Origin of the sequence: Flavobacterium johnsoniae UW101, from assembly GCF_000016645.1 — a bacterium.
GTDB classification, from domain to species: domain Bacteria; phylum Bacteroidota; class Bacteroidia; order Flavobacteriales; family Flavobacteriaceae; genus Flavobacterium; species Flavobacterium johnsoniae.
Window position 1 is genome coordinate 4,298,675 of sequence record NC_009441.1, and the last position, 25,478, is coordinate 4,324,152.

Sequence of the window (25,478 nt, forward strand, 5' to 3'; positions counted from 1 at the left end):
ATCGCTAAGGGCCAAGATGTTATAAGCAATCCAATAAAAAAAACTCCAGCTGGAATTACAGGTTTATTTTAAAAACATAAAAGCTGAAATAATCAAAACGATCTTAAAAGCTGAAACAGAAATTAAAATAGCGGTGGCATGGCTGACTGATGAGGATATTATCCGAGAAATCACACTAAAGAAAATTTCTGGTGTAAATGTTCAGATTATTATCAGTGATGCAAAAGAAAATTATGTCCGGATAGCTAAATTAAAAGAGTATTTAAAATACGCTGGGGTTTTATCAATCGGAATTACAAAGCCATTCATGCATAATAAGTTTGCAATCATTGATGATCGCTTTATAATCAATGGCTCATACAATTGGTCATATGGAGCGCGGAGCAGTGAGGAAAATATTTTTATCATCACACTCGATAAATCTGTTGAAGAAGATACAGCGCTGCTGAAAAAGTTTCAGCTTCAATTTCAATATTTGTCACATCGCGTAAGAGCTGTTTCGATTGCAGACTTTGAAGAACTTAATAATTTCAGACAACGAATTGCAAATCCAATTGCTGTTATTTCAGAACTGGACGAAAGCGAAATACTGCTTCGCGAAGAATTTGAAGAAGCTGTTAAGAATTCAATTAACAATTCGCTAAAAGCAAATATACAATTTGACTATACCGGACTGCTGCAAAGAATGCAGAAAGATGGCGGCGGCGTTGAATTCGTAAAACGATTAATCAATGATGAAATTCAGACCGGCGATATGAAATCTGGATTTAGAAAACTTCAGGAACCCATTCCGCATCGCGTAGACCTATCTCTGGAATACTTAGTTTCACAAGAGCGGTTTCAAAGCCTATTTGAACCTAGGCAGGTAGATTTCTGTCTGAACCTAATGAAGCAATATCATCTATAATCCTGCCAAGCATTTAAGAGCTGTTACAGTGGATCAGGGCAATTTGCCTAATGGAAGAATGGTTTTAAATCTGGAATGATTTCTCTGGCACGGGAATAAGCTGGATCCCTGTTTTTTTCATTCCTTTTTTCTTTGAAATATTACTATTTTGAAATGAAAAACAAAGATGAAAAGAAGGATTCTTTTAATCTGAATACAGAAATTATATTTAACCAAACAATCTATACTACATTGCAAATTTATTATACTAAAAATCAAGTATTATTACTTGCTGATTTATACAAAAGAAAATAGATTTTTGTACTAAATCAAATATTGGCCGCTTATGCCATAAGCAGATATTCCGTCAGATGCTTTTGGAAAATAAAAAATTCATCAAATAATAAGCAAACTGAATTTTTATGAGTGGCTTTACAAATCAATGATCTTGCGGATCACTTATAAGTGCTGCAGAAGACAACAGGAATTTCACGGCCATTAAACATTTTTGAATAATAAATATTAAAATAAAGTAATTTGCAGACAGATATAGATCAATTGATCGATTTAATTAATCAAAATTTAAACAAGAAACTCGATTTCTACACAACAACTGATAATATCAGCGTAATTGAAAACAACCTTAAAACACAGCTAAAACAATACGTAAAAGCAATTGAACAATTACGTATAAACGAATATTTAAATTCGAAATCAAAAAAACGAAAGATGGTTTTTATAGATTATAACACTTTTACAGCCTGCGCTATAGGCGCAAAATATTTTAATATAGGCGCCTATGGAACATCGCACGGCTATCTGTTGAACTACGGAGTGTTTATGCCACTGTTTAACAAATTAAAAAAAATAGGACAAATCGGACGAAGAAGCAACAAAAATATAATAAAGGGAAAGCGTAATTTTGTCGGTAAATGTGCAGAAGTGAAAGCATCATATGCTATTAATAAAAAAAATCGCATAACTAATATTTCGGACATTGAATTTACAAAGGCATACAGGCCTAGAACGATGCAGACCATAAAGAGATGTAATAACTGTGTATATATTTTTGGAAATGTTTAGAAACACATCATTAGGATATGATCATGATCTATTTATCTTTCTACCTGAATTTAGGATTCATATTGCCACAGGCGGGGCTAAACTACCTGTATATATGTTGAACTTAACGATAAATAACTTTTTGATATACAGCCACTTTGAACAAGAACATCTTTATAATTTCGAGATCGAAAGAAACAAAAAGCTTGAAGAGATAGTTTATGCTCCTGAACGTCTTTTAAACGAATCATTTGAAAGTGATGAATATACCAGGACATTTGATAAATTTGCAAAACAAGGATTTTTCTCATTTGACAAGACTAATATAAGTGATCCTTATAATAAATCATTTCATCTAGTATCTTTCCCTACAGATAGAAAAAATAGCATACCAAAAGACAATCAATTTTCAGATCTAAGAGAAAACAAAGTTTTATTGGATAGAAACGGAATTTTAATTGATCAGATTATAGAAGAAATAAACACATTGAAGTTTGATCCAAAACCACTGTATTACTAAACCCAGATTTTAAGATAACCATAGCACATCTGCTACTTGAAAGACACAATCTGTTTTAATCTTCCCAAAATTTTGTGGCATTTTATCCAATAAGGGCTTAAAACGGGACAAATGGCGCCAATTATCTTCGATGGTGATGTTCAAAGGAACTAAAAGCAGAGACATAAGTATATAAAAAAATAATACAATCCATAATAGCTTTAATATGAATTTAATCTTTTCAGATAGTTCGAGTATAGATGGAATAACATTAAAAAAACTAATGCTTGTTGGCAATAATATTTCATTTATCGATCGCCCTTCAATTTCATTGGCCAAAAATGTAGGTACTGTGGGAGTGCATTCAAATATAAGAGGATTTGAAGACCAGCTTACAAATGAAGTCGTTACAATCAAAACCATTGAACCGCCGACGTCAGTATTTCATTCAAATTTTTACAGACAGTATTTTCAAATCGACCAGAACAACGCCGAATTTAAAAAAGTGGTTATCGGAGCAATTTTAACAGGCTGGTTTGACTACTGGCTGTTAGACAGTACTGGAAAAAATAACAATGTTCAAGGCCATAAAAATTTAATTGAATGGATTTCTAAAAATCAGCAATTAATACTTGAAACAGATTTAAGCGAATTACAAGAAGCGGATGTTGAAAATTTCTTTGCTTTAGAAACTCTTGAAGATGCATTAAGAGCCTTTAGAACCATGCTTTGGGAATTCTCACTGAAAACGACAGCTATCCTTCATGGATGCAATATTGAGTCCGCAAGTCCAATTTCAATTTCTCCTTATTATGACCAAGCCATAAAAATAAGAATCTCGGATAGCGGCTATTCAGGAAAAAAAAGTAATGCTAAAAAATTAGGCTTAAATATTATGGAAATGTTTTTGTCCGACCAGGCTTTGGAACAAATTCACTTTAAGGAAATACTTTCATTTAGAAAGGAAACAGAACAGATTTACCAAAATTACATCATTGAAATAAACAAACTGGAAGCTGAATTAATCAGATCAGGCGAAGAAATTGATTTACTATATCTTATGGATACTAAAATCAATCCAGAAATCAATAAATTAAGAAATGAATTACTTAAAGCTCGAAATTTAAGATTCAAAAAGCTTTTAACAATCTTGAATAATGGTGTTTTTTCAACAATCGCAGCAGGAACCTTAAGTCTTGTTAATTTACCTGCCGCTGTTTTAGGTTTTGTTGGCGGCCATCTTAAATCGCCAAAAATAACTCAGGAAATTATTGAAGAACATTTCAAGATAAAGGAAATCCAAAATAATTCTCATTTAACTTATTTACTAAAGTTAAGCAAACTGGAAGAAAGGAAGTGGACTAAATAATAAACAGTATCCGATTTTCTGCCGCAAAATCTTATCTTAGGAAAAGCCGTAATAGAATCGAAAAATTATTTATCCTTTAATTTGAGTAAAACAAACACACAACATGAAATATGATTCTTCAAAATTAAATGACTGGGAATCTAAATCTTATGCAGCTTCTGTCATGGAGAAAGAAGTGAAAAAAAGGTGGAGATTTTCAAATCCGGAAGAGACGGCGGTGTGGACAGGAGTTTCTGTATCAAATCCGAAAACAGGACTTAATTGACCTCAAACCTGCTGTAATACCAGAACGTCAGTTTTCACAAAGCAAAACACTTTAAAAAAATATCATTGAGAAAGAAAAGATAAAATAGATTTATTCAGTCAATAATTAAATACAATGGGATCAATTTCACAATTAACAATTGCCGACTATCCGCTATTCAGCTATAAAAATGGTTACTATCAAGAAATAGCAAACTTGATTTTCCTTCCTGAAGATTTCATTAAAGAAGTGAGAAAAAATTCTTCAAGAAATAAATTGGTATGGGGCGAGGCATATAAAAGAGATAAAGGAAGCTATCAATTTAAAGGCTATCAGCAGACCGTCGCAATATGCAAACAAAGACTTGAAATACTGGGTATGACTATTCAAAAAGCAAAAAGAGAATTCCCAATAGCAAAAAAAATTGCGGCTGATGATTTTTTTTATAGCTTCCCGCTGTCAAAATTTTCTTTCAAAAATTATCTAGATGAAATTTCAGATATAATTAAAAAAGGGGAAGTTCATTATGACCAGCTTTATACCAACTTTCGAGAGAGCCTCATTACGGGTGAGTTAGGCATTTATGGACAAACAACGGCAAGCCATTTATACTCTATATTGAGCTGTGTTCCCCAGGATTCGGTTGTTGAATATGATTTAACCGATATCATGGATGGCGGCTGGATTAAAGACAATGTGTCGGAAGATATTAATCTTGAGAAAATATTGGTTTTGACAGAAGGTAAAACAGACGTAGAGTTTATTAGCGGTTCACTTCAAAAATTATACCCTCACTTATATCCTTATTATCATTTTATTGATTTTGATGAATATAAAGTAGAAAGCAATGCATCAGCATTGGTAAAATTAGTAATTGCACTTGCTGCATCAAATGTCAAGCATCCAATTATCGCACTATTTGACAATGACACTACAGGTATTATGGAAATGAAAAGACTAAAATCTATTTCAATGAACAGCAATTTTAAAATTTTAAAATTTCCAGACTTACCATATGCAAAGAAATATCCATCTATAGGCCCTACAGGTTTAAAAACAATGAATGTCAACAGTTTGGCTTGTGGTATAGAAATGTATTTTGGGATAGATACTCTTACCAAAGAAGGAAAGTTAATTCCTATCCATTGGAAAGCTTATAACGAAAAAGAAAAAAAATATCAGGGTGAAATTTCTGAAAAAAGTTATGTCCAAGATACGTTTAGGAACAAATTGAAATCAAATACAGTTTCTGATTTTTCAGGTATTGATTTAATTTTAACGAATATATTTCAAGCGTTTCAACAATAAATAAGAACCAAGTTTCAACCTAATCTACAGATAAGACAAAGAAAGTACTAGTAAAAATCGATTGAATTTTCTAGCCCCGATAGCAGTGGAAATCCTTTTGCACCGGGGTTCGGCGCAAAAGATTGCAACGTATAACGGAAAGAGCTCCTAAAAATAATGTTAAACCTAAAAAATAATAGTCTACACAATCACCTAAGAGATTTAGTATATTATTCTTATATTCGCTAAAAAGCTTATCAATTACAAAAAACCTACTAAAAAAATCGTATTGGTGCCATTTTATGGCTTGAATAAATCAGCTAAGTGTAATCTTAAAAAAATGACAAAAATGACACTTCGATTAAATTATTCAACATATTTTAATCAAAATGATACCATAGAAGACTTACTTGCTCCATTAGGAAAAATGGATTTATTAAGAGCTGTAAGTTATTTAATAAACAGGACTAAATCAGAAAAAAATGCAGTTGATACAATTAGTAATTGGTTTAATGATAAAAACATACAAGCACAATTAATCCCAAAAACAAAAAGCAACACTTCTATTCTAAACATTATTAGCAGTTTAAATTTATTAACATACATTACAGAAAAAGCAGATACAAATACTGAAGAAATAATTAGCCCTAATGACTTTGAATTAAGATTATTTAAATCATATCTTTTATTAAATTCTGAACAGGATAAAATTGAAGTAGCAGGACAAAAAAACTTACCTATCGATGGTTCAGAAGAGAAATTAAGTGCTTCTTTAATTACACTTTTATATCATGATTATGATTTACAAAATTATATTCTTCAGGAAGTTTTTTTAGTTCAGCTCATAAAATCGATTGATTTTTTTCAATTTATTGAAAAAGACAATAAACTTAAAAATCATCTTTCTTTATTTCTTTCTAAATATAATTGCAAAACTTGGACTGAATGGATAATGAATTTATTAAATCTAATTTTACCTATTCTCGATCATAATGATGAAACGTATTCGGAGTTTAGGCTTGATAGAGATGAAAACTTTGATACAAGTACAACTTTTTTAAGTTTATTTACAATTCCTCTTGAATACGAAGAACTTCCGGATTTTATACACTTAAGGAGTAATCCAATTTTAAAAATCAATGATGAAACCTTCATCATAATTAACAAATTATTTTTAGTCGAAAGAATTTTTAAAAGTCTAGTCTTTGAATTCAGTTTAAAAATTAATAAAGAAGTTAAAGAAGAATATCAACTAAAAGATTTTAGAGCGACCTATTGTGACAATTTTTCTGAACAAACACTACTCTATAACGCTTTATACAATTGTTTTCCTAATAATCCTAAATGGAGTAAAATTAAAGGTGAAGATTTCAAAAAAATGAAATATTCATCCGAGCCTGATTATTATGTAAGATTCAAAAATAAAGTGCTAATTTTTGAAAGCAAAGATGTAATCTTAAAAGGAAACGAAAAACATTCCAGAGATTATTCTATACTCTCTAAATGTTTAAAAGAGAAATTTTTAAAAATTGAAAAAAACAACAATATCAGTAAAAAAGCAATCTTACAAATAATTGAAAATATTAGACGAGTTTTGGACAAATATTATGACAAAATTGATACTAATTACAAAACAGAATTTTTAAATTTCTATCCAATACTAGTGGTTCACGACAGACAATTTGACACACCCGAACTTAACCGATTAATCAATATATGGTTTAAAAAAGAATTAGAAAAGGCTTTCAATAAAAGTGAACAATTTAAAATTAATGAGCTAGTAATTATTAATATTGATACTTTAATTTTGTATCAAGAGCATTTTAAAAAAAGAGGAATATATGGATTGGAAATTATGATTAATAAATATTTCGAATTTAAAAAACCTAGAATATGTAAAAACCAGAAAGAGTTGGAACAGAAATATTTAGAAACTTCTATTTCTTTTTCCGATTTTATAGCTAAAGAATTCAATAAAACCAATTTCAAAAAAGTTCCATCATTTGTTAATGAATATATAAATAAGCTAATCTAAAATAAATACTACAGCTAAAACGCGCTACAAGCAATTTAGGCATTAGGTTTAAATTGAAATTAGTATTTTTTATTTGGAAGATTTGCTTCGCCGGTTCTCTACGCTCGGGTGGCAAATCAGAATAATGGGCTTGTTTTAGTCTCAAACGCGCTTTACTAACAATATGTTAGCAGAAATTATAAAAATAAAAAAAGCAGACATTATATGGCGTAATACCAGAACGTTGTGCGATACAACACTAGCCCCGATGGCAGTGGAAATCCTTTTGTGCCGGTGTTCGGCACAAAAGATTGAAGCGAACAGCGGGAAAAAGCTCCTAAAAAATAATAGTATACACAATCAACGACGATAATCATTCCAAAGCAGTTTCCCCGGGCAGTTACCGATACGGGATTCATCCAGCCTAAAACTAAATCAGCTGATTCTAAGCTATAATAAAACAGCATCAGTAAAAGTAAAACAGCTGATTCAAAGCCTATTGGCGCACAAATAAAAGATTTACTATAGTATTGTTATATTCCCTAGCAAGCTTACTGCCTGCACAAAGCCGGCCAAAATAAGCCGCACTGGTACCGTTTCAGAAAAAAAACGCAAGTAAATAACAATCATTAAAATTCATTTTTATGACAGTGGAATAAAATCTAAAATACAGCAGTGATGGAACAATTAAACCCTTTAACTGAATTCTTTAGATCAATAGAAAAAGACCAGCGCATCAGCATTACCCATATTGGAATTTTTGAGGCACTGCTTCAATTCAGAGCAAATCAAGGCAATATCAATCCTATCAAAGCATACAGGCATGAAATTATGAAAATAGCCAAAATAACCGGCCCTGTCACCTATCACAGGTGCATAAAGGATTTAAATGAATACGGCTATATAAACTACATCCCAAAAAAAAATAGAAACCAGAAAAGCGTCATTTATTTTCTTGTTTAAAAGTGGAGCTGCTATTTTTTGGCTGGAAAAATAACTTTTACTATTGTCTGTTGTTCCATTGAGGTCAGAAATTGGCTTATTCCAAATTGTCTATTTAACTTTTTAGCCCCGATTGCTTCGCCAGTTCGCTTCGCTCGTGTGCAGCAGAAATCCTTTTGCGCCGGGGTTCGGCGCAGAAGATTAGAGCGGATAGCGGGAAAAGCTCCTGAAAAACAACATTTAAACCTAAAATAATATAACCTGCCCCCTGATCACCTGACCGCTGTTCTATAAATCCAGCCACTTATGATGTAAAAAAAACTCCTCTGCCACGTATCACAGGTGCATAAAGGATTTAAATGAATACGGCTGTATAAACTACATCCCTAAAAAAAACAGAAACCAGAAAAGCATCATTTATTTTCTTGTTTAAAAACGGAGCTGCTATTTTTTGGGTGCAAAAACTAGAACCGTTTTTTATAAATGTTTAGTAATTTAAATTTTGTCGCAAAATCGTGGCACCTGCAGTTTTAGGAAACGATAAGCATAGTAAAATCAAGCCCTAAGAAGATCAAGTTCGAAACTGTATTAAAAAATTTTTATCATGGGTATTCAGTTTAAAATTGCCACTATTGTACGGCTCTTTAAAATCCATCTTTACCCATTTTTCTTGTGTCTGATATAAGTGCAAAGTTCATCGACTTTATAAGTTTTACCTTTGCTGATAATTGGCTTGGTAATGTTTCTGGCAATTGAAACAATTCCTTTTAGTAATGTTGTAGCTGATATTTTCAATATTCTTGCCGTGCTTCTTATTCCTAATCCTTCTCTGGTGAACAGCACTATTTCCTGATTGATATCCTTTTTGTAAGCGTTGTAGCTATATTCAATCTGCTGTCTTTTTTTGCAAACACAACATTTATAACGCTGATTTCCGTTAGATTGTAATCCATTTTTTATGCATTTACCATTGCAAAAATTACATTTTATTTTCATGACCTAATTTGAAACACTAAGGTAAGGTAAAAGCATTTTAAGGATTATTAAAAGACAAAAAATGAAAGAGACGACCTGATGGTCGTCTCTATTTCTATTCAATAATTTAATTGTAATATTCTTTTTCAGTTAGTTACATGGATATATTATCAAAACACCTAATCTGAAACACTACCAAAAAGCCACTCCGTTATGGAATGGCTTTGAACAAATTATCAAGCTATGTTATAACTATTTTACTTTATCATTTTTCATGATAAACTTTCAATATTTTACAATCTTTCTTCTGTATCTCTATGTAAGCAACACCACCTTTTGTTGTATGTAATGTTCCTTCTATAGCCCACACATTTGGTGACTTCAACGTTGCTACAAACGGTCTCTGTTTATAAATCTTTTTACCATATATAGGCACTAAAATAGCTTCAGCTATTTTTATTGCAGTTTCTTTATCAGGAACTAAATCCTTAAATACCAAATTAGGTTTTTCTGCTTCACATTTTATTACCTTTTGTGACTTGGTTTTCTCTTGGGAGAATGAATTAAAGAATATTAATAAAAAAACCACTAATACTACATTATGCTTTTTCATATTTTAGATTTTAAATTTATTTTGCTGGAATTGTTGGAATTAAAGGCTTAATTTCTGGCCAAACATTAGTATTTGTTTTTTGTTTACTATCCGAAGTTGGCTTTTCAGTCTTCTTTTCATTTGGGGAAATGTTATTTTTTCTATCAGGGTCTTTTGGGTCACTTGCTTGTGTCTCATTTACAATTGTTATTGCCTTAGTTTTAGGGTTATATTTTTGAAGAGTTCCACTTGGAGTTGTTAAGTAGCCATTCAGTCCTGTATTGTCATTGCCTTTTTTGTCTCCACGAGAAAAATCATTATTAAAATATTCTGAATCATATGCTCCGTGAGCGTGTATATCAGCAGTTGGCGTTGTCCCTTCTGGTGCATCACTAATTGTAACACCATCATTATCGCCAGGAGCTGGCGGGGCATAGGAATATCCAACATTGCCCTTAGCATCAATGCTCTTTCCAATCGTTGAACCAAATTCTTTATTTTCACGAATCGATTTACCACTATATTGCTGTCCCCAATTATTAGCCGCCTCCTTTTCCGTTCTAAATAATCTGTATGCTTCTAATCCTTCTAATTCTCTCGAATCAATAACTCTGTTTTCAGAGAAATTATATGGCGACTGGAAACTATACTTCTCCGCTAACGGGTCAATACACATAAATCTTCCAATTGCATAATCATAATTTCTCCACTTGAAGCTGTCCCAGTTCAATCCCAGCTCATCCTGACGCTCCTGCTCTTGGAACTTATACTTATAAGGGTTTATTACTATTTTTACAAGTTTTTACCTGTTAAATGCAAACCTTTTAAGAACATGATTTTAAAGGATAAACTTACTGTTTTATTGCTCAAAACCAAAAATAAATCTTCATAACAGCAGTAAAAATAACCAAACTTTTACTGAAGCAGATTGTCCTGCGGTTGAGTCTTTTCAGATGAGTTCTCAGCGTCAGATTCTTTCTTTCAATATGATTTGTCCCAAATCGCTTGACAGAATGCATTTCCTGATCAAGCAGATATCGATAATTTTTCAATCTGTCTGTAAATATCTTTTTAGCTTCTGATAATTTTAAAGTTTCCAAAACACGATTCAGCGTTTTATTGGTTCGTTTTCCAACGCTAAAACTTACAACAGTTCTAGAATTCTTTTCCAATGCATAAACCAGCCAGATATAATTTTTCTTGTGTCTGATATAAGTGCAAAGTTCATCGACTTCATAAGTTTTACCTTTGCTGATAATTGGCTTGGTAATGTTTCTAGCAATTGAAACAATTCTTTTTAGTAATGTTGTAGCTGATATTTTCAATATTCTTGCCGTGCTTCTTATTCCTAATCCTTCTCTGGTGAACAGCACTATTTCCTGATTGATATCCTTTTTGTAAGCGTTGTAGCTATATTCAATCTGCTGTCTTTTTTTGCAAGCACAACATTTATAACGCTGATTTCCGTTAGATTGTAATCCATTTTTTATGCATTTACCATTGCAAAAATTACATTTTATTTTCATGACCTAATTTGAAACACTAAGGTAAGGTAAAAGCATTTTAAGGTTTATTAAAAGACAAAAAATGAAAGAGACGACCTGATGGTCGTCTCTTTTTCTATTCAATAATTTAATTGTAATATTCTTTTTCAGTTAGTTACATGGATATATTATCAAAACACCTAATCTGAAACACTACCAATAAAGGTGATTACCTTCGATGAGTGGGGTTAATCATTTAAGTAATGTACTGTTAAATTATCAACATAATAAGAACCTAAATAATCATTAAATGTTATTCCGAAACCACTTTTAAAAAGAAAATAAGCAACACATAAATTATTATTACCTACTAATTTATTATTTATCAGATATCTTTTGTTATCGGTACTCTTATATGCGTATTTTAATAAAAAATCATTTCTATTTAATTCTCTATAATCATTCTCAATCTTTTTATCTATTTCAAAACAAACATGGTCAGTTGAATTTATTGTCATTGATTTCTTTTCATTTAAAATATCGTTATAAAAGACATCATATTTTCCAGCTAGATTATTTTTCTTAAATACATAAAAAATTTCAAACGATTCAACTAAACATATTTGTCCACTACTATTTTTACAAAACAGTGTATAGTAGTTTCGCTTCTTAGGTTCACTTTTTTTCCCTTCGATTGAATACGTTTTATAATAATTAATATCTCTTTCTTTTGAACAAGAAGTTAACACTATTAATACAAATAAAAGTCTAATTAAGATTAAACGGTAAGCCTCCATATGTTGTTCTTTGTGGTAAATTAATTAGTTTTCTAGCTCTATTTTCGACGTCTACAGCACGTTTTTCTGTTGGTGATTTTTCATTTTTTTTCCCTACTGAATCAGCATTTTTTCCTTGGTCATAATCATATGCATGACTCATCTCATGCGCAACTGTAGTAAAAGGAGAATCAGGAACTCCTTCTTGCTTTTCAAATTCTTTTTGATTTTCTTTTGAAAAGTCAAAATTTGTCATAGTATCTACACCTTTTCCATTTTTTACATCTTGTTGTGAATAATAATTCTTTAGACTATTTTCAGGATAAAATTTACTTGAAACACTATTATCATTAGCGCCTGGCTCTCCCTGTTTTATATAATGTTTATGTTTAGAATTTTCTAATGTAGAAAGTTTTTCTTTCATAACATTATCATTTGATTTCTCTATTTTTCTGAAAGCAGATAAAACTTGATTCAAAGTAGCATTCCCCTCTTTTGGATTATACCTTTCGCCTTTGCCGCCTTGATGATAAAAGTTTCCATTTTTGTATTTTAATTCTTCTTTTACTGAACCATTCTTATTAAATACTAAAAAAATTATGTCCGTTGGAGCCATTCCATCGGGGTCAATAAAAAAGATTGGATTATTAAATGCATAATTATAAGGGCTGTGCCTTCTCATTTTCTCTGCTAACGGATCAATGTTCATCCATCGACCAATTGCAGGGTCATAATTACGCGCCCCATAGTCATACATATTAAGCCCCAGCTCATCTTGGAGCTCCTTTCCATTGTATTTATACTTATAAGGGTCTGCAAACCTTTTTTCAAAGAAAAAATATCTCCTTGCAAAAAATCTCTATGTAAAGAACATCCTCTGGCATTTTTCCATAATACGAAAGTAGATTTACTTTAATTATTTTCCTAATAATTTTTCGATTATACCCATAAAAAAACCCTCAAAATCGAGGGTTTTAAATTTTTAAACGAAGCCATATTTCCGTTTGAGAATGGGCGTAATCGTTGTTGCCCCTTTTATTGCATCTTTTACATCTGATAAAAGAACTGGATCAATACTTCCAACGACCCTTTCAGGGTTTGAAATTATAAAATCAACAAGTTCCTGTTTATTAAATTCTCTTAATTCAGTACAATTTATATGACTATCATACTCTAAAAAAGGATGCCTTGCCACATCAATTGTCAAATGAAGGCTTTGCAAATATGCTGTAGGATAAACATTCTGATTAATATCGGTATTTATAATCACGTAAGCTACTGCCAATTCTACTTCATTTACACCAACTAAAATAACATATTTGTCATAATTGACCTGTAAGTTTTCTAGTTTAATTAATAAAGCATTACCAACATCAATATTTCGTTCAGCAAAGTCTTCTTTCAGATTGTCTGGAAATAAATCACCTAAACTCATGCCAATTGAATGCTTTCATTAATCATTTGCTGATTAATATATTTTAAAGTTTTTTCATCAGCACCTATAGCTTTAGCCATATCTAGATAATTAATAACCCAGTAAGATCTATTATAAGCATCGTCATGAGATTTGTTTGTTAACTCAATAAATGATAAATTCTTATTTTCTTCAATTGATTCTCTAAGGCATTCTAAATCGCTCTGAGACAAATAATCTAAGTTCGCTTCTGTTAAAGGTTGTAAATTAAATCTATGGTATTTTGCTACTACCTCTTCCAATCCTTCTATTTCTTCATCAACTACATTTTTTACAAATGAAGGAACGGGACCATATTGCATTTTTACATATGTATCACCAAAAATTGGTCTTCCATATTTTAGCAAATGCTTTTGATCTGCAAAGTATAAAATCTTGTAAGTTTTATGAGTATCAGCTTTTTCAAGCTGGTGAGTCACAAACAAAAGACTATTAACGGCTTTTTCTTTATGTAAATTAAAATTTCTCATATTTGATAAATTACTACATGTAAGGTTGAGAGTACAAAGGTATAAAATATAATTTAGAATAAGTAAACAGCTAATTCCATGCCACAAATATACAATCTTAGAAAGGGAAATATCGATTAATTATTTCCCTCTGATGTGAACTGTTCACTTTAATATATTTCTCAGTCGTGCCTGGCCATTTATGTCCAGCAAGTTCCTGAACCCTCTCTAAAGGAATATTTTTTTCATTTAGCCAGTTGCAGATCACGCTCATTCTGACAGTCTGCGGATTTAGTTTTCTGTCAGGGAATAATCCTCTTAACGGCTCAATCATGGCAAGGATGCTGTTCACGACAATAGGTCTGCCAAGCTTGGTCAATATGAATTTATCTGTACTGCCACGTAATAATGAAGGACGTGTTTCATTAATATAATTATGAAACAGAATCATTTGTTTAGGCACGAGTTCCAGAGTTCTTTTATTGAGATTGGCAGAACCCTTGATATAAACTGTACCGTTGTCCAGATCAATATCCTTAAGAGCCAGCCTTGCAATTTCATCACTTGCAAGCCCCTGATAAATCAAAAGGGAAATCAAAACGCTGTTTCTTACATCAAGATGCTTGTAGCGGTTCTCTCTTTCCATTAAAAGCTGAAGTTCGTCTGAGTTAAACAGATCCTGCACCTGAATGGTCTGGTTGCCTTTTATTTTGATATTAAGCTTTCTGCAGGGATGGTCATTTCGATACCCGCACATTACCAGATAGTCATAATATTTTTTAATGGCTGACAGTATCCTTACCCGATACTGGACATTGGACTGCTTCCGGCTCACTTTATCCATATGCCTTACTATATCTTTGTACTGGTATCTTTTAGCCTTCGGATTGGTATTTAAAAAATGATTGATGGTGTACATGTAGCTTTCTGCTGTCGATTTGGAGAGTATTCCTTTTAGGTACTTTTCAAGATCAGGTTTTTTATTTTCCATTGGTTCGTTTTTAGAAGTTTACGACTGGCTTGCGTTTTTTGTTCTGCACCGCATAGATGTATGTGGTATTGATCTGGGTATGCCCCAAAAAACTGCGTATAAAGTCAATCCCTGCATTATTCTCTGCCAGATGGAACGCAATGCTGTGTCGAAGGCAGTGGAGCGTTATTTCTTTCTGGACAAGCTCGAATTTTCCAGTCTGCTCGATCATTTTGCTGAGGATCTCATTAAGGTTTTCGCCTGTTGATCTTCTGCCTCTGCTGTTAATGAAGAATGCTTCCTCATTCTGGTTTCTTCCTGACAACCTTTCAGGTCTCTCATTCCTGATGTATTTTTTTAAGTATTCCAAAACCGTATCGCTCATAGGCACTTCGCGTCTTTTGTTTCCTTTTCCCTGCCTCACTACAATCATTCCTTTGATAAGGCTTACATCTTTTAAGTCAAGGTTTGCAATTTCTGATCTTCTCAGTCCGCATCCATAGGCAATAGACAGCAGGGCTTTTTCCATTTCATTCTCTGCATACTGGTAGACCAGTTTTATTTCTTCTATAGTGAGGATATTTCTGGGCTTCTGGGTTTCTCCCGAAACGGAAGGGATATAATAGATATTCTGGATTTCTTTGTTTTCAAGAAGGTAAACCTGAAAAAGCCCCTGTACAAACAGATGCAGTTTGATTGTCTTTTCCGCCAGTACGCCGTTCCCTCTTTTCTTTGGTCTTGCTGTGAGGTATTCCAGATACTTCACGGATTCTTTTGAAGTCACATTCTGCATCCTGCTGACTCCTGCCTGTTCAAGCCAGATCAGAAATTCGGTTATGATGTTTCTGTACAGATTTGATCTTCCCTGTTTGTAATTCCGGACTTTCACAAATTTGTCAAATGCCCCTGCGAGCCTTTGAAAGTCCTTAGACTGTATATTTTTTTTCATTGTATTTTTCTTTTAATTATTGTGTTTTATTCTCTGCTATTTGAAAGCCTGTGCTTGCGCACCTTCTGGAACGCGGAACGCCAGTATCGTATAGCCAGTATTTTGAAGGCTTCCAGCGTTCCGCTGGTGTTCCTTGGCGTTCCTTTTATTTAGTTTTTGCTGTTTCTTTCAGAGTGCTTCAAGCTGTCGGTGCAGTTCCGTTCTGATTCGGGATTTTAGCCTGTCCATATCATCCCAGTAGGCAATGGAGAATTTCAGCCCCCTGTTGTATGAGCCTTCCACTGCCTGAATGTATTCAAGTTCCTGCAGTAGGTGCATGTAGCGGAATGTTGCTGTTTTGCTGATATTGAGCCCCTGTCTGATCTCCCTTGCCGTGAATTTTTTTGATGTTCCTTCTTTCTGCTTTTTTATAAGGTCCTTAAGGTTCTCAAAGAACTGTCTGGTGCTTTTATCAAGCTCATCCACTTTGATGATGATGGAGCTGAAGAATAAATCAACCGCTGACTTTATATCTGCTTTGTCAGTGATAAGCCTGCCTTTAGTATCTGTCTTCCTCTGGTATTGGTGAAGGATTGTGATTTGTGAGACAAAATTCTGGAACTGAGAGTTCAGCCTTCTAAGCATTCTGGCTTCCATCGGAAGGCTGAGCTTATCAGCATAAGGATTTACAACCTCATAAGATTTCAGAACTCGCATTACATTTCTTAAAAGCTGTTTTGCGTGTTCTTCCTTTTCGCTGTCGGACTGTCCCGCTGTTTTCAGGTTCTGTTTTTTAATAATCCTGAGTGTCTGCTGTTGGCTTTCATCAACGCCTACGATTACCGAACGGCTCATGTTGTCGTAGTACACCTCGGCTTTTGTGGTTGTGGTAAGGCTGGCAAAATGAGCATGCACCTGTTTGATTTTTCCCCTGTTGTTGCCGAATATATCTTTGACCACGGTCGAGCTGGTCAGGAATTTGGCGGACTGCATTTCCCTGAAAGCATACTGCGCCTCTTCATCAAGACCGTCAAAATCCTGAATGATAATCAGCTTGTTGATTAGTTCCTTGTCTCTGTAGTGATAGAGCGATTTGCTTGTAATGCGGGTCATGTTCATCACATCTTCCTGAGGCATGCATCCTGCAATTCCGTTGATCAGATGGCTTTTCCCTTCTCCGCTTGATCCTTGGACAAGTCCGTGCATCAGGTAAGGCATTTTATAACTCGATGCCAGAATAAAAATCAGGATTCTGTTTTCTTCTTCCCCGACAATGCCGTTCTGCTCCAAAAGTCTGTTTATGTTTTCCAGCAGTTTGGGTTTAGTAAGAAAGGTAACAGCCTTTTCCTGCGCCAAAGGCGTAAGCTCCTTTTCCGCATAACGCTCCGCCATTGGGTTGATCTCCGCTTCAAATAAGGCTTCCCTGTGCTGTTCCAGCAGATCGGTAAGCGTTACTAAATCCTTTTCAAGATTATCATAATCAAAGCCCTGTTTTTCCGAAAAATCTGTGCACTGGCTCTGCACGCTCGAAAAATCAAACAAATCGATTTTAAGCCTGTGCTTTCTGTTTGTATTGTATTCCACAATCTGAAGGGAAATTCTCAGATTTCCTAAATCCATCGGCAGGTTTCCCAGAACAAAGAAAGTTCCACAGAGCCCTTTATAGCTTATCTTGTAGCCATTGACAATCTGCAGTCCTTCGCCAGCTTTTTCCGTTTTGGCGCTTTTCAAAAGATTCGATATTCCTTCTGTCCCATAATTGACCCACATATCATTGAGGCTGTGCCCCTCAGGCAGTTCCACTATAGATAGTGGAACATCGGGTCTTAACTCCTGCATCTGTAATCTGATCTTTTCCATTTTATCACCGCTTAAAGATTATTATCACTTCCAGTTCATATAACGATTTAATAACTTCTAAATGCTGTTCGAGCAGTTCCCCGTCATGAAGCGCTATAACGGCTTCCCTCTGATCCAGTACTTTACTCTGTATTAAACTTGCGCAGTCAATGACTGTCGGAGCTAAGTATAATTTCTTGGTAAGGGGATGCGGATAGGCGGGGTAGATTCCTTCAATGTTCAGGTAATCCTGCTTTTTTTCATCCAGATCAAAACGCAGTGCGAAAAAATTCACAATCCTGCTGTTTCTGTCAAGAAGAGGAAAAATAAGCCCGTAACGTCCAAAGACGGTATAGGCCGTAAAGGAATCATCCCGAACTCCCGCATCGCTTTTTGTAATTACGCCGAGTTTTTCAAACGCATCCTTGGACTCGAGGGTTTTACGGTGATGGAACTGGCCTGAATTGAAGCCGATCCGAAGATCTGAATATTCCAGTCCGATACTCTTAAGGTACTGCTTGGGCTTTAAAGCCTTGGCACTTCGGATTCCTGTCTCGAAAGACCGGAATAGTGTTTCTAAAGTTTCCATAAATATTGATGCTTTCCATTTTGTCGGAGATAAGGCGACCGAAGCCGTTTGGCAGTACTGCATTATATCAAAGAAGTATTAAAGTCTTCCTGTAAATATAAATATGTGTTTTTGAAGCTGTAGAAAAATTGGCACTGCCGGCACTGTTTGTCTTGTAAAGTCACAATGTACAAGACAATTTGTTTTCAGATATGATATTATTCTGCAAACCTGCAGAAGGTATGGACGAAATAGATTGAGTCCGCAACAGCGGACTTTTATGATTCCGTAAACTACGGGGAGGTGATCTTATGTGATTGATAAAAAAGGTGATATGAAACATGACTTCGGAACTGCATTTTTGCAATTGCAGGCAATTAAAAAAATCACAGCAATGTATGCTATCAATTTTTTATATACGGTACATTGAAAATCGTGTTTCATACATTGGGCACAAATAAACATTTGCTTAGATCAGTCTCACTTGCAGTTTTCGCTGTAATATCAGGAATCTTTTCTCAGGTGTTTTTGTTCAAATTCCTCGGTTAGCTGTATGATTTTTTTGGACAGGACGGCTAATTCTATTGTCTGTTTTTCCAGCTTGTACAGATATGCAGAAGCTTTCTTTTCGGAAAATTTCTGATATAAAAGCTTTACAACCTGATTGTAGTTTACCCCGACAGCCCTAAACTGGCTGTAAAAAGAGGTCAGGCGCATATAATAATCCATTGTGGCTTTATCGATCCTGACTGTTTTAACCCCCTTCTGAAATACGCAGGCTGTAATAAAATGCGCCATTACATGCATTCCTGATACTTCAAAGTGAGTCAGGAAACGGGCATTTTCTTCTGCAGTAAGGCTGATGGAATAGCGGTGCACTGCAGGATCTGTTTTGGAAGGCCTTCCTCCTTTGTGCGGATTCTTTTTCTCTTCATTTTCCATGGCTTCAATTTAATGGTATTGCTTAAGTCCAATATATCCGATAACTGGCAGTTAAAACTCAATTTGGAATTAATTGGAAGTGCTTAGCAGTATTTGGCATAACTGCCCCATACTGTCTTATATCTTTCTCATTGGCCTTCCCTCGCCAAATAAAGCCATCAGAAGACACTTCATAAGAGCAGAACTTTTTCAGAATTAATTTTCTGAAAACATGAAATTATGCTGTATAAAGAAACTGTTACTCCCCAGATGTGGGAACTTCTCCAAAGGCTTATGAAAGATGAAAAACTGAAAGAATTCAATCTTGTCGGCGGTACTGCCTTGAGCCTGATGATCGGCCATAGGTTAAGCGTCGATTTAGATCTGTTCTCCACACAGGATTTTAATGTACAGGATATGCTTGCTCATTTAAGAAGTGAGCATACTGTTACAATCAGGGAGCTGTTTGACAATACAATGCTTTTAAATATCGGTAAGGTTAAAGTAGATGTTCTAGCCCATAAATATCCATGGCAGGAGCCGATCAAGACCGAGCAGGGAATCAGACTGGTATCTCTACAAGACATAGGCGCTATGAAACTCCATGCGATATTTCAAAACGGCACAAGGATAAAAGATTTTGTGGATATGTATTTTCTTTTGGAACATCATCCCCTTAAGACCTATTTAGATGCTTACCATAACAAATACAATGGAAATCCCGCACTGGCTTCCCATTCATTACTGCATCATGAAAATATAGACATGGAAGAAAAAGTTAAACTCCTGAAAGGAAAAGAAACCAGCTGGACAAAAATGACCCAGCGTCTGAAAAAAGCAGTTTTCAATCCTTCTTTTGATTTTTCCGAGCCAAAAAATCAAATTCCTCCACCAGGTAAAAGACGCGGATTTAGGAGATAAAATTTGAATAAGAAGCTTAAAAATCGTATTTTTACTATATGGCAGAAGTTAAAAAAAACAGCAGAGTTCCTAATCTGGATCGGGTCTTCTTTTGGGATTTCGACATAGATGCCATGGACTTTGACAAAGCATACAAAACTATTATTGCGCGTATCATAGAACGTGGAGGACAGGATGAAATAGATGAAATCGTGCGCTTTTATGGACATGATAAAGTTGTCACAGCTATCCGTGACGAAATCCATTTCCTTCCCAATTATGCTATTGACCGTGCTATAAAATTCTTTCCCGAACTCAAAAAGGAAGAAATGTACTGCTACCTCAACCGTAAGGACAAACCCTATCACTGGATTTAGCATTGTATTTGATAAATTAAACCCTCCATCCGCAGTGATTAATCACTTCAATGCAGTGGAGGGCATGTCCATAAACATAATCTTCCAAATGTATGTTTACTATCCGCACAATGGCGTATGCTTTTAAACGATTATCTGAATAATATATTACAGAGCTCAAAATTGTTTTAAGAAGCATTCTGCAATATCTGGCTATCTTCCAAGTTTGCAATTACAAAATTCCCGAAAAGTCTTCTGTTTTTATATGCAGTCATTTATCTGCTGATTGCTGTTTAGATTTTTATCAAAAGAAATAATAAAAAGAAACCCAAGGTAGGACGGGCTGTCGCAGTCTGGCAAAAAGACTTCGGCATAATGCCTTGCTCGTGCCTCACAAGACACCCTTCGGGACTTATTCCGATTCCTTTTGGCCTGTCTGCACCCCGTCCTGTGAAATTGCTTTCTTTTTCTTTTTTCCGTTTTTCTGTTTTCTTTGGAAAAATATTTTTAGTGGTATTCTGCAATTTTAAATTTTCTTTTAATGTTTGCTGGAAATAAAACCATAAAGTTTCCTAAAAAACTATAAAAGCATTTTTACATTTTTATGCTTTTAAAAACACTTATAAATATAAGTAAATGCTTGCAGGCTTGCAAACCTGCATGCCAGCGTTCTTGCATGCCAACATACTTACATACTTACCTGCTTACATTCCTGCATACTTGAATACTTGAATACTTAAACACCTGCATACTTGCTTACTTGCAGTCCTGAATACTTGAGCCCTTGCTTATAAGTAAAATATATAAGTTAATTATTGCGTTAATATATCTTCCCACAATCTGCTGGCTTCACCGAAAAAACTGCTATATGATCAGGCTGTGTCATAAGCCTGCACACTTTGCAGATTTCTAAAATAAATAACCTATAATCATTACAAAAAAAAAGGGCATCAAGCCCTTTCAATTAAAATATATTCTAATAATGTGTTCACCAGAACACTGCAAGTTGTGTTTTGAGATGCTTGAAATGAATTCAGCATCTCAAAACAACTTGCCCTGCGGGGCTGGAAAACGCCTCCGAAGTCGCCGTTTTTATTATAGTTACAATTGGAGAAAAGTTACTGGGAGCCACTTTTATTTTTCTCATTTAGATGTTTTATATAAAGCAAATCCAGTAAATCTCCTTCTTCCAGCGGGATCAGCATTTCTATTACCCTGAGCAGACTTCCAACATATCTTTCAGGATCTTTAACATTTTCCCCGCTTCCTTCAACTCCTTCTAAAGCAAGCATTCCAGCTTTTAGCAGATCCATAATCAGGCAGAACAGGTCTGAATATCCCTGCACATTTATTTCGAGATTGTGTATATCGTTCCGCATTTTTGATGCAGGTTTGAGCATTATAAAATAACGTTCAGGATTTTCAACCAGATTATTTAATTTGATTTTATTTTTTTTCATATCTATATATTTTATTAGTTAAATCTAGTATCTATGTAATGATGCACTAACTTCATCATTCGGCATTCTCTTTAGATTCATTAACTTTTTTTATTTTTTCAAGCCCTCTTTCACGCATAAGCTCTCCTGCATCAAGCATTTTTATTAAATGGATATACGGAGTCGTAAGATCAATATCACCGTCTCCTTTGTATGGAGACAATGAAACGCTCACTATTTCAGAAAGGAAAAATTCAAACTCCTTAAGGCTTTTCTCTGCAAATGCCTTTCGAAATACTGTGAAAGGATTGTCATATTCCTGCTTTGTCAATGAAGTGAGATGAAATACATTTTCAGTGCGCACTGACTCTTTCACTCTCCATTTACTGCTTTTTTTATGCAGGCAGTAGTATGTTTTCAAAAATGAGCATATTGCTTTATAGAATATAAAAATCTCGCTTGGTCTATCATTACTGCATATTTCTTCTTTAAAGCTGTACAGTACTGCCTGCGTTAAATTTCGCTTATAGTAGTCAAGATGTGCAAAATCAAAAAGGGCATCAGATGCTTCAAATGGATTTCCCGCCTCAAATCCAGCCCAGAACTTGGTTTCAAAGTTTTTTTTCTTCTTTTTCATGATTTAAAAAATTAGTTATCCATTTGTTCATTTTTATTTTCACTATTAGTCTCTAAATAAAGCTTATGCAGTTTATCAAGCCCTTCCGCTTCACTGCACGGAAGTAGCTGTATTGCAATTTCCAAAATACTCGTAAGATGAAAAGCGGGATCTTCGATCTGGCTGGAATTCTCAAGATCTGAATTCTCCAGTGTGTGAAGTGCTATTTTGAGTAGATCCTGTACTGTATAAATGAGTTTTATGTAGCTCGTAAATTTTATATCTGCATGATAAATACCTTCTTTCTCTCTCTGCGGGGTCAGTGTTCTAAAATAAAAACTGCTTTTCAGTTCTTTGATAAAATCATCCGCCTTTTTATTATCATTGGTTTCCATATTCTTTAAATATTTGTTTGGTTTGCTCAGCATACTGCTGATACATTGTTTTTACTTCACTCATCAGCCACTGCATTTTTTCATATGCTGATTCAACAATTTCTGCAGTTAATGGTTCAATTTCTTCTCCCCACTGAACAGCTTTTCGGGCAAGATCAAGCTTTCTTAAAACTTCTTTCTCTTCTTTGTTTTCTAAATCAAAAGTGTTGCCTAAGACACTATTAAACTTCGCAATGCGCTCCTGCTGGTCTGAAATGTTTCCATCTATCACCCATTCACCCGTTAGAACCCATGAAGCGTTAATAAAGAGATATCGAAACTGCTCATGTATAACATACAATGCCATTAAATGATTCTCGTTTCCACGGTGGTATTTTAAGTCTCTGCCAATAGTATTGGCCTCTGATATCCACATTTGATAATTTGCAACAGTCTTTTTCAAAAGCCGTTTCATATTTAATTTTTTTATATCCAGAACAGTTTTCCCTTCAGTGTTTCTATACACAAGATCCGTTTCTTTACAATTGAAAATAAAAAATAAATTTCCTTTTCCCACTTCTCTCTTTATACACTCCCTGTCAAAAAAACAGAATGAAAAATTATTGTAGTTTTCAATTACTTTCCATAAATGGAAGACAACATCATCATAGTAATGGGGGCTTTTTTTGCTCACAACAATTGTCAGAATCCCTATTTTTGATTCTATAGCAGAATCCGAAAAGTAAACACACTCAGCTTCTACAAACTCTACCAAGAGTTTCACTGTTTTCTTGACTGCCCTATATTTGGGATGGTCTTTCTGTGTTAAAATATTATAATACATGATCTGTCTGTTTAAAGTTCAGCCGAAATCAGATTCTCAGTGCGTCCTAATTCATCTTTTACAACAGCTGTGCAAAAACCAGCAAAATCATTGTATCGATCCTGCAAAAGATTCATATCGAGTTCAGAAAAAGTATCTGCACCGCTGTATCTCAGTGAAGCATATGATCTGCTTAATATCGTAAACAAGTTTCTGTCCTGCTCTGTAACCCGCGGGAAGTAAGTGCTTATTTCAGGGTTAAAATAATCACAGATTTCTAATAGATAAGAAAGGGAAAAATGATTTGGAGAATACCCCATAAACAAACGGATCATCCCAAGACAGATCTGTTCTGCCATAGTATGGAGCATCAGACCTTTAAGAGGAGCATAACACGCCCATTCATAATCTCCCTGCCAGCTTTCCATGTAGTTTACCACAATATTTCTATAGCAGAGGTATTCTTTTGCTGATGTTATACTGCGAACTGGAAGATCTCCAAATTCTAAAGCAACAGATTCTTTTTTAAATAAAGCCTTTCCATTTTTTATAACATTCAAAAAGAAATATTTCTGATCGCCTGTTGCGCTCTTAAGCTCTGAAATATGATGAATCAAAAGTGTTGCTGTGCACTGCTCTTTGGTTCTGCTTTTAATCATATCAGCCAGATCATGCACTGCATTTACTTTACTTTCTTTGAAAAGTACTAATAGATAAAAATGTTTAACCCTTTTTTCCGCTGTTCCAAAACAATAAACTGCCTCGGTCTTAAGATAAGACGTAACGGTATCACTGACAATTTTCTCATAGTCGATGACACCATCGTTTAAAATTTCTGGATTCTGTTTTGGTTCAATAAAAAAAACGGATTTTTCCTCGCAGTAAGAAAGCTGGTCTTGGAAGATTTTCTTAGTTTCTTTTAAGATGCGGTAAAGTTTCTTCTGTGCATCTTTAACCCTGTCTTTCTTAATTTTTGTTTTGCCTCCATAAGGGAATTCAATCCTTGCTCTATCAAGTAAATCGGCAATTTCTCTATCCTTATCATGATCAGTATTGAACACCTGTTTCAAAATAGGTGCATAATCCTTTATCGTATTTAAGTGCTCTAGTGTATAATGATTCGAATGAGATTTTCCCATGACAAGTTCTCCGATTATACCAAAAAGAAGGTTGACCGCCTGATGGATTGTATAGATTGCCATATGATGGTTATTTGTTCCCTCATAATGCTGGGAACCTCTTCTTAATGATTCTGCTTTGGCTAAAAGCCCGCTGTTTTTCTTTACTGCTTTTTTTAGCAGAACGGATACAGAGGGAATATCTTTTGTAATCTTAAAACCAAACTCCTCGTTTTTAAACAGACTTATGTTTGATAAATACCACTTTAAATAATACAAGCTCCCATGCTTTAAGCGATGCAGTACATCCCATAGATTTATAATTACATAAGGAACGGACGGATACTTTTTTAAAACCTTATCCGCCCAGTCATACATTTCCGATGCAATCTGCTGTGAATCTTCCCTTAAGATTATAGTAAGTATATAACCTCTTTTACCTGCGGTCTCTGCCTCATGCAGGGTGACCGCTGTAATGTCCATAAATGATTGGAGCTCTCTAACGGCATTCTCCAATTCTTTCTGATCTTGAAATTGAATTGCACTACTCATAATTTTAATTTTTTTAATTAA

The 25,478-nt window shown here is 34.3% G+C and carries 27 protein-coding genes and 2 pseudogenes; 10 read left to right on the plus strand and 19 right to left on the minus strand.

All coding sequences use genetic code 11. From position 1 onward, the window contains the following. Positions 1-133: 133 nt before the first annotated feature. The 8 genes from FJOH_RS18635 (at position 134) to FJOH_RS18670 (ending at position 8,324) form a co-directional block, all read left to right on the plus strand. Entirely contained in the window at positions 134-907 is a 774-nt protein-coding gene (locus tag FJOH_RS18635) for a phospholipase D-like domain-containing protein (protein WP_012025583.1), read from the plus strand. A 537-nt stretch (positions 908-1,444) separates the two neighbouring features. Then, positions 1,445-1,969, plus strand: a complete 525-nt coding sequence (locus FJOH_RS18640) for a hypothetical protein (RefSeq protein WP_123875705.1) — start codon at positions 1,445-1,447, stop codon at positions 1,967-1,969. Next, positions 1,962-2,468: a hypothetical protein gene (locus tag FJOH_RS18645; RefSeq protein ID WP_012025585.1), complete on the plus strand. Its 507-nt coding sequence runs from the start codon at positions 1,962-1,964 to the stop codon at positions 2,466-2,468. The genes FJOH_RS18640 and FJOH_RS18645 overlap by 8 nt, the downstream gene beginning before the upstream one ends. 205 nt (positions 2,469-2,673) lie before the next feature. After that, on the plus strand, positions 2,674-3,816 hold the full coding sequence (locus FJOH_RS18650; RefSeq protein WP_012025586.1) for a hypothetical protein: 1,143 nt from the start codon (positions 2,674-2,676) through the stop codon (positions 3,814-3,816). Positions 3,817-3,919: 103 nt separating this feature from the next. Continuing rightward, positions 3,920-4,081, plus strand: a complete 162-nt coding sequence (locus FJOH_RS27030) for a hypothetical protein (protein WP_159436635.1) — start codon at positions 3,920-3,922, stop codon at positions 4,079-4,081. A gap of 114 nt (positions 4,082-4,195) precedes the next feature. Then, positions 4,196-5,368: a HEPN/Toprim-associated domain-containing protein gene (locus FJOH_RS18655; protein WP_012025587.1), complete on the plus strand. Its 1,173-nt coding sequence runs from the start codon at positions 4,196-4,198 to the stop codon at positions 5,366-5,368. A 268-nt stretch (positions 5,369-5,636) separates the two neighbouring features. Continuing rightward, positions 5,637-7,382, plus strand: coding sequence for a transcriptional regulator (locus FJOH_RS18660; RefSeq protein ID WP_123875706.1), 1,746 nt, complete (start codon positions 5,637-5,639; stop codon positions 7,380-7,382). Between the two features lie 657 nt (positions 7,383-8,039). Further along, a complete protein-coding gene (locus FJOH_RS18670; RefSeq protein WP_012025589.1) occupies positions 8,040-8,324 on the plus strand; it encodes a hypothetical protein in 285 nt (94 codons plus the stop codon). A 642-nt stretch (positions 8,325-8,966) separates the two neighbouring features. Here the strand turns inward: FJOH_RS18670 and FJOH_RS18675 are convergent. The 13 genes and pseudogenes from FJOH_RS18675 to mobA all read right to left on the minus strand — a co-directional run. Further along, positions 8,967-9,299 (minus strand): annotated as a pseudogene (locus FJOH_RS18675) (IS1-like element transposase); the annotation flags it as partial. Positions 9,300-9,543: 244 nt separating this feature from the next. Further along, positions 9,544-9,891 carry a YbbC/YhhH family protein gene (locus tag FJOH_RS26315; RefSeq protein ID WP_052295199.1) on the minus strand — a complete coding sequence of 116 codons (348 nt, stop codon included), beginning with the start codon at positions 9,889-9,891 and terminating at the stop codon, positions 9,544-9,546. A 16-nt stretch (positions 9,892-9,907) separates the two neighbouring features. Continuing rightward, positions 9,908-10,600, minus strand: a complete 693-nt coding sequence (locus tag FJOH_RS18685) for a DUF4329 domain-containing protein (RefSeq protein WP_012025591.1) — start codon at positions 10,598-10,600, stop codon at positions 9,908-9,910. 136 nt (positions 10,601-10,736) lie between these two features. Beyond that, positions 10,737-11,396, minus strand: coding sequence for an IS1 family transposase (locus FJOH_RS18690; RefSeq protein WP_012025592.1), 660 nt, complete (start codon positions 11,394-11,396; stop codon positions 10,737-10,739). Positions 11,397-11,602: 206 nt separating this feature from the next. Further along, the gene (locus tag FJOH_RS18695; RefSeq protein WP_044047879.1) at positions 11,603-12,151 is read right to left on the minus strand and encodes a hypothetical protein; all 549 of its coding nucleotides are present in this window, start codon (positions 12,149-12,151) and stop codon (positions 11,603-11,605) included. Between the two features lie 592 nt (positions 12,152-12,743). Then, positions 12,744-12,938: pseudogene (locus FJOH_RS27425) on the minus strand (RHS repeat domain-containing protein); the annotation flags it as partial. Positions 12,939-13,112: 174 nt separating this feature from the next. Beyond that, the gene (locus FJOH_RS18705; RefSeq protein WP_012025595.1) at positions 13,113-13,565 is read right to left on the minus strand and encodes a hypothetical protein; all 453 of its coding nucleotides are present in this window, start codon (positions 13,563-13,565) and stop codon (positions 13,113-13,115) included. Beyond that, positions 13,562-14,074 (minus strand): Panacea domain-containing protein, encoded by a 513-nt coding sequence (locus FJOH_RS18710; protein WP_012025596.1) that lies wholly within the window; start codon positions 14,072-14,074, stop codon positions 13,562-13,564. Before FJOH_RS18710 ends, FJOH_RS18705 begins: the two co-directional genes overlap by 4 nt. A gap of 97 nt (positions 14,075-14,171) precedes the next feature. After that, a complete protein-coding gene (locus FJOH_RS18715) occupies positions 14,172-15,044 on the minus strand; it encodes a tyrosine-type recombinase/integrase (protein ID WP_012025597.1) in 873 nt (290 codons plus the stop codon). Positions 15,045-15,054: 10 nt separating this feature from the next. Then, positions 15,055-15,972 (minus strand): tyrosine-type recombinase/integrase, encoded by a 918-nt coding sequence (locus FJOH_RS18720; protein WP_012025598.1) that lies wholly within the window; start codon positions 15,970-15,972, stop codon positions 15,055-15,057. 168 nt (positions 15,973-16,140) lie between these two features. Beyond that, a complete protein-coding gene (locus FJOH_RS18725; protein WP_012025599.1) occupies positions 16,141-17,811 on the minus strand; it encodes a hypothetical protein in 1,671 nt (556 codons plus the stop codon). A 4-nt stretch (positions 17,812-17,815) separates the two neighbouring features. Further along, complete coding sequence (locus FJOH_RS18730; protein ID WP_044048375.1) at positions 17,816-18,379, minus strand: hypothetical protein; 564 nt, start codon at positions 18,377-18,379, stop codon at positions 17,816-17,818. 483 nt (positions 18,380-18,862) lie between these two features. Beyond that, positions 18,863-19,300, minus strand: a complete 438-nt coding sequence (gene mobA, locus FJOH_RS18735) for a conjugal transfer protein MobA (RefSeq protein WP_012025601.1) — start codon at positions 19,298-19,300, stop codon at positions 18,863-18,865. Positions 19,301-19,519: 219 nt separating this feature from the next. Between mobA and FJOH_RS18740 the strand changes: the two genes are divergently transcribed. After that, complete coding sequence (locus tag FJOH_RS18740) at positions 19,520-20,200, plus strand: nucleotidyl transferase AbiEii/AbiGii toxin family protein (protein ID WP_012025602.1); 681 nt, start codon at positions 19,520-19,522, stop codon at positions 20,198-20,200. A 38-nt stretch (positions 20,201-20,238) separates the two neighbouring features. Beyond that, positions 20,239-20,556: a DUF6922 domain-containing protein gene (locus FJOH_RS18745; protein WP_012025603.1), complete on the plus strand. Its 318-nt coding sequence runs from the start codon at positions 20,239-20,241 to the stop codon at positions 20,554-20,556. Between the two features lie 272 nt (positions 20,557-20,828). On the opposite strand, the gene FJOH_RS18750 is transcribed toward FJOH_RS18745, so the two are convergent. The 6 genes from FJOH_RS18750 to FJOH_RS18775 form a co-directional block, all read right to left on the minus strand. Continuing rightward, a complete protein-coding gene (locus FJOH_RS18750) occupies positions 20,829-21,059 on the minus strand; it encodes a hypothetical protein (protein WP_044047888.1) in 231 nt (76 codons plus the stop codon). 594 nt (positions 21,060-21,653) lie between these two features. Continuing rightward, entirely contained in the window at positions 21,654-21,995 is a 342-nt protein-coding gene (locus FJOH_RS18755) for a hypothetical protein (protein WP_012025604.1), read from the minus strand. A gap of 55 nt (positions 21,996-22,050) precedes the next feature. Further along, on the minus strand, positions 22,051-22,611 hold the full coding sequence (locus tag FJOH_RS18760; protein WP_012025605.1) for a hypothetical protein: 561 nt from the start codon (positions 22,609-22,611) through the stop codon (positions 22,051-22,053). 11 nt (positions 22,612-22,622) lie between these two features. After that, positions 22,623-22,985: a hypothetical protein gene (locus FJOH_RS18765; protein ID WP_012025606.1), complete on the minus strand. Its 363-nt coding sequence runs from the start codon at positions 22,983-22,985 to the stop codon at positions 22,623-22,625. Beyond that, positions 22,972-23,808: a hypothetical protein gene (locus FJOH_RS18770; protein WP_012025607.1), complete on the minus strand. Its 837-nt coding sequence runs from the start codon at positions 23,806-23,808 to the stop codon at positions 22,972-22,974. Before FJOH_RS18770 ends, FJOH_RS18765 begins: the two co-directional genes overlap by 14 nt. Positions 23,809-23,819: 11 nt before the next feature. Beyond that, positions 23,820-25,457 (minus strand): hypothetical protein, encoded by a 1,638-nt coding sequence (locus FJOH_RS18775; protein ID WP_012025608.1) that lies wholly within the window; start codon positions 25,455-25,457, stop codon positions 23,820-23,822. Positions 25,458-25,478 lie beyond the last annotated feature (21 nt).